Consider the following 6,266-nt stretch of genomic DNA (forward strand, 5'->3'; position numbering starts at 1 on the left):
AAACCGAAGAACTATATAAAATTCAAAAAAGCGAATAATGAAAAAACTGTTAACTCTAATTATCTGTATTCCTTTCCTGATTGGATGCAAGCAAGAAGGCATCGTTAACCGGGGAATAATAAAGAATGACCTGCGCGCACCGGCATATCCGCTGGTAACGATCGACCCATATACGAGTGCATGGGCAACAACTGACAAGCTATACGATGATAATGTAAAACACTGGACAGGAAAAGATTTCCCGCTTATCGGGGCAATTCGTGTTGATGGGCAGCTATACCGATTCATGGGAATAGAGAAAGTACCGTTGAAAGCTATTGCGGCAATGTCTGAAAAAACTCCGTGGACAGGAAAGTACACTTTCACTAAACCTGCTGATGGCTGGGAAAATCCATCTTTCAATGCAAGCAGTTGGAAATCTGCACCCGCCGCGTTCGGTACAGCATTGGAACCAACCGTAAAGACACCATGGCTGACAAAAGATATGTGGGTGCGCCGCGAAATTGATATTAAAGACGATCTGGCTGGTAGAAAGTTATTCCTCGAATATTCTCATGATGACGATTTTGAGCTATATATCAACGGTACTCAAATAGTAAATACAGGTAATTCTGCCAATAAAAATATCATTATCCCTATACCTGAAGAAGTTGCAAAAACAATCAAGCCGGGGAAAAATATAATCGCTGCTCATTGCCTGAACACAGGAGGAGAGGCGCTGGTTGATTTTGGTATATATGAAGAAGGTGATCTTAAACCCCTGTTTGCAACGACTGCGGAACAAACAGCAGTAGATGTACAGGCTACTCAAACCTATTATACATTTACCTGTGGCAATGTCGAATTGAAGCTCTCATTCCTTGCTCCTCTGTTGATGGATGACCTGAATCTGATTTCTCGTCCGGTCAATTATCTCTCTTATGATGTAACGTCTAAGGATGGGCAGGAACATGATGTGCAATTATATTTCGAGGCGGCTCCAAACTGGGCACTGAACTCGCCTGTACAGGAAAGTAAGAGTGAAGGTTACGAAAAAGACAATCTGGTATTCCTGAAAACTGGTAGTACAGAGCAAAATGTTTTGGGCAAAAGAGGTGACGATATACGTATCGACTGGGGTTATTTCTACATGAGTGCTGAAAAGAATGAAAATCTGACTTGTAATGTAGGTGATACTTACGAAATGCGTAACACGTTCGCCCAGTCAGGAAAACTGGATAATAATGCAAGCGTTAAGGACAATAGCAACTTAGCCTTAGCCCAAGCTCTGGGAAAAACAAAATCAGCATCAGGGAAAATAATGCTGGGATACGATGACCTGTATTCTATACAATATTTTAATGATAATCTGCGTGGCTACTGGAATAAGAAAGGGGACAAAACAATTGAGCAGGCTTTTGCCGAGGCTAATGCCGATTACAACGCACTGAAAGATAAATGTGCCCAATTCGATTATGATCTGATCAGTGAAGCAACTCAGACCGGAGGAAAAGAATATGGCGAACTATGCGCTCTTGCTTACCGTCAGTCTATCTCCGCTCATAAACTGGTAGAAGCACCGAATGGTGACCTGCTGTTCCTGTCAAAAGAAAATAACAGTAATGGTTCTATTGGCACAGTGGATATTACGTATCCTTCTGCTCCACTATACCTTATATATAATCCTGAACTGGCTAAAGGTTTGTTGAATCACATCTTCTATTACAGCGAAAGCGGCAAATGGACAAAACCGTTTCCTTCTCACGATGTAGGTACATATCCATGGGCAAACGGACAAACTTACGGTGGTGATATGCCGATTGAAGAAGCCGGCAATATGCTTACAATTACCGCCGCCATTACTGTCATAGAGGGGAATGCCAAATATGCTGAAAAGCATTGGGATATATTAACGACATGGACGAATTATCTGGTAGAAAAAGGCCTCGATCCGGAAAACCAGCTCTGCACCGATGATTTTGCCGGACACTTTGCTCACAATGTAAACTTGTCTGTAAAAGCTATTATGGGTATTGCCTCGTATGGTTATATGGCGGATAAGCTTGGCAAGAAAGATATTGCTGAAAAGTATATCGGTATAGCTAAAGAGATGGCTCAGGAATGGATGAAGATGGCAGATGACGGCGATCATTACCGACTTACATTTGATCAGCCGGGAACATGGAGCCAGAAGTATAATCTGATATGGAACAAGCTCCTTAAGTTCGATGTATTCCCTGCAAGTGTTGCACAAAAGGAAATAGCATATTACCTGACTAAGCAAAATGAGTACGGACTACCTCTCGACAGCCGTAAGAATTATACAAAATCCGACTGGATTATCTGGACTGCTACACTGGCTGATGATAAGGCTACATTCGAGAAATTTATAAGCCCTGTTTATAAATTTATGAATGAGACTACCGACCGTGTTCCGATGAGTGACTGGTACAATACAGACAGTAAGACGCATGTAGGATTTAAAGCCCGCTCTGTGGTCGGCGGATATTATATGAAAATGTTGGAGAAAAAACTGATGAAATAGTATTTTTATAGTACTAATCAAAATAGTCCGATTCAAGCACTGGGGTAAAAAATATTTTTTTTCAGTTTTTATCTTCATTTTTTTGGGCTCATAAAACAAATCCGCAGAGATACCTAATCTCTGCGGATTTGTTTTATCTGTTGAAATTTGTGGTTATTCATAATTTTACTATATTTGTTTTGATAAGACAAACTTTACAAAAATCTCATAATAAACGGTTAGATTACAACTTAATTATAATTTCATACGTAAATAAATTATAGTTTATAGTCCCTAAATAGGACTTTTAGTTATTAAATCGTTATTTCAGACAAAACAAGAGATAACACTTATGGTAATAAATGCACGGTTATTGGATATATTAAAAGGGAACAGCCAAGAAAATTAAAATTTCATACACGTGGTTTATTCCACAATCTTTGGTACTTAGCTGTTGAAGTCAGTTTCATTGTCGGCTTATATGTTACCTATTTGGATAACTGGCGCCAGTAAACATCGACCTTTATTGTAATTTGAGCTATCCGGCTTTAGTATCGACCAAATCCACCTGATAGCCCAGTTTTTCCAACTCTTTCTTCAGGTAAGATTTGCGTTTGGCTTCCATCCTTTGGTTGATATAGTCAGCACCAAGTTCTCTGTATTGTTCTTCTGTGCTCAGTATATGGTAGACAGACTTCAGGATCGAATGTCCTATGGCTACCAGAGCTCTTTTCTTGCCCCGTCTTGCTGCCAACCGGTGATACCTCGCACTGTAGAATGTATTCTTCGTTCTTGTTGCCGCCCAGGCCGCTTCTACAACTGCCGCTTTGGCGGATTTATTTCCGTGGGTGGTTCGTCCGCTTTTTTTTTGCCCGCACTCTCATTGTTGCCGGGAGATATACCTACCCAGGAGCACAGGTGCTTCTCATGTTGCCCGCCACAGCATTTCTCCTTTCCCGCTGAAAACAAGCAATTTACAAGAATGTTTTTCTTGACAGGTAACGATTTGGAAACGAGCGAGGTGCTGTTATTTTCCTCACTTTGCTTTTTGCATATAAAGAACGACTTTCGACTACAAATCTACAAAAGATTATTTGTCGAAGAAAATTATTGAAACCTTTTCTTACTGGATATTCCATTTGCTGATTCATAAATGTTATGGCTAAAACAAATAGTAAAGCTCCCTTACCTCTAAAGGCAAGAGAGCTTTGTCAATTTTGATTTTTTAATCGAAGAGTATTTGAATTATTTGCTTTTGAAAAAGCGTATTATTTCCCCTATCAACAAAACAAATGAAGTAGAACCGATAATTAATCCCCAATCTTTGAATGAAAGAGGAACTGTACGGAATACATCACCGCCAAATTCTACGATTAAAATCTGACCGATTAGAATAACTACTGCAACAATGAGGAATCCAATGCTATTCTTCATATTAGAGAACGCTGATTTACCTGTCAAAAACGCTTTAGCATTGAACATATTCCAAAATTGCAACATAACAAAAATAGTAAAGAAGCGAGACAAGTCATAACGGCTTACTTCACCATTTTGAGTAAACATAAATAATAATCCCAACAATATTGCCACAAATGTAAATCCAACAAACAAAATATTGAACCTCATGGCAGGCGTAATAATGAAAGCATCATTCTTTCGAGGCTTATTATTCATTACCTTTTCATTAGGGGGCAGCGAGGCTAATGCTCCGGCTGCGAAAGTATCCATTATCAAATTGACCCAAAGCATCTGGGTTACAGTTAATGGTAGCTCATGACCAAAGATAGAGCCCAAAAGCACAATGACCAATGCGGCTACATTAATGGTTAATTGAAAGAGAATAAAACGCTGAATGTTTTGGTAAAGCGAACGTCCCCACATGACAGCAGACGCAATACTATTGAATGAATCGTCTAATAACGTGATATCACTGGCTTCTTTGGCTACGGAAGTTCCACTACCCATTGACAAACCAACTTGCGCATAATTCAAGGCAGGTGCATCATAGGTTCCATCACCTGTAACAGCAACGATTTCTCCTTTCTGCTGTAAAAGTTGAACTAATCGCTGTTTATCTGTTGGACGAGCGCGACACATTATTTTTAGATGTTCTACCCGTTTAAGCGCATCCTCATCCGAAAGATTTTCAAAATCAGTCCCGGTAATAATATTATGCAGATTATCACTTTCGTTCCATATCCCAATTTGGCGACCAATTTCTTTGGCTGTTCCGGGAGTATCGCCGGTCACAATTTTCACATTGATTCCGGCATTAAGACAGACACCTACGGCAGCAGGAACATCTTTACGAACAGGGTCAGAAATAGCCGTGATCCCCAAATAAGTGAGATTCACGTTGGCAATATTTCCATTTTCAAACCGAGGCTTATCATCTTCTACGATTTCATAAGCAAAACCAAGGGTACGCATAGCCTGATTTTGGTATTGCAATAAAAGTTCTTCTATTTGATTTACTGAATCAGCAACAGGATTCTTTTCTGACGTAAAAAGCACATTGCTACACTTTGAAAGCACTATTTCAGGTGCGCCTTTTACATACAATACTTTTTTCTTTAGTAAAGGAGAATAAACCAACGTTGCCATAAACTTACGCTCTGTGCTAAAAGTTAGTTGATTTATAACCTCTGCACTCTCTCTAATATCCAAATAATTGATTTGTTGATTGTGTAGCCATAACAACAATGCTGCTTCCGTGGGATTACCCAATGATTTGATTTTTTGAGGGTCGGAATAATCGAGATAAGCCGTTGAATTGACAGCAATACTTTCTTTTATCAAATTACTTAATTCATCACCTTTCAAAGTTTGATTATTAAGAGCAAAAAACTTTGTTTCATGCACTTGCATCTGATTTTGAGTAAGCGTTCCGGTTTTATCGGTACAGATAACCGTTGTTGCACCCATTGTTTCACAGGCGTGCATTTTCCGCACCAAATTATTATTTTGAAGCATTCTTCGCATGCTCAATGCCAAGCTTAAAGTTACACTCATTGGCAAACCTTCAGGAACAGCTACCACAATTAGAGTAACAGCCACCATGAAGTATTGCAAAATTCGACCTGCAATATCTAAACTTATCCACGCCTCTTTATTAAGCGGGTTTATTCCGAATACAAAACCTAAACCGGTTAACACAATGAATGTCAATATTCCGAAACCAATCCATTTTAGCCAACTTCCATCCTCAATGCTTTTAGGAACTTCTTTCTCCTTGCCAAGTAATTCAAAAGCATCATAAATAATAGGAACCCACACTTTAGTTAACACAACCATTGCCGATGTGATTACAATTCCGATTGATCCAAGTTGGACAATAGAAAAAGAGGTTGTTCCTAAAAATAAATCTTTAACAAATAAAGCAAGAAATGTAAGTACAGCAAGAATAAAGCCGACCACCCCTATAAACTTAGCCAACTTATCAAGCTGCATATTAAGCGGAGTTTCTTCGCCTGTCATCTCAGTTGCTTTTTCTGCAACCTTTCCGTACTCTGTTAAATCACCTACGGTTCTTATTTCCATGATGCCATGTCCATCCATCACTTTGGTTCCTCGCATAGCCCAGTTGGAAGGATAAGTTGCATCCGAGTGAAAATCGGCAGGATTTATTGTTTTATCGACTTTGTTGCAACGGCAGTCAATCTGGTATTTTTCTTCACTATCGTAGCAAGTAAAATTAACTCACTTTGTAAGCATCGGGCATACCAATCCCGATGAATTTATTTAATGTCAAACATTTGAGTTT

The 6,266-nt window shown here is 39.2% G+C and carries 2 protein-coding genes and 1 pseudogene; 1 reads left to right on the forward strand and 2 read right to left on the reverse strand.

Features of this window, described 5'->3' with window-relative positions:
• Positions 1–37 precede the first annotated feature (37 nt).
• Positions 38–2,524, forward strand: coding sequence for a glutaminase family protein (locus ACYPZI_RS12395; protein ID WP_459602058.1), 2,487 nt, complete (start codon positions 38–40; stop codon positions 2,522–2,524).
• Between the two features lie 517 nt (positions 2,525–3,041).
• Here ACYPZI_RS12395 and ACYPZI_RS12400 read toward each other — a convergent pair.
• Together ACYPZI_RS12400 and ACYPZI_RS12405 are read right to left on the reverse strand one after the other, a co-directional pair.
• Complete coding sequence (locus ACYPZI_RS12400) at positions 3,042–3,257, reverse strand: hypothetical protein (protein WP_459602060.1); 216 nt, start codon at positions 3,255–3,257, stop codon at positions 3,042–3,044.
• 491 nt (positions 3,258–3,748) lie between these two features.
• Positions 3,749–6,139: pseudogene (locus tag ACYPZI_RS12405) on the reverse strand (calcium-translocating P-type ATPase, PMCA-type); the annotation flags it as partial.
• Positions 6,140–6,266 lie beyond the last annotated feature (127 nt).

This window comes from Dysgonomonas reticulitermitis (genome assembly GCF_054601275.1).

What these genes read in the sequence shown, in the direction of transcription:
- ACYPZI_RS12395 (WP_459602058.1), top strand. Translation starts at nt 38, where the DNA reads ATGAAAAAACTGTTAACTCTAATTATCTGTATTCCTTTCCTGATTGGA.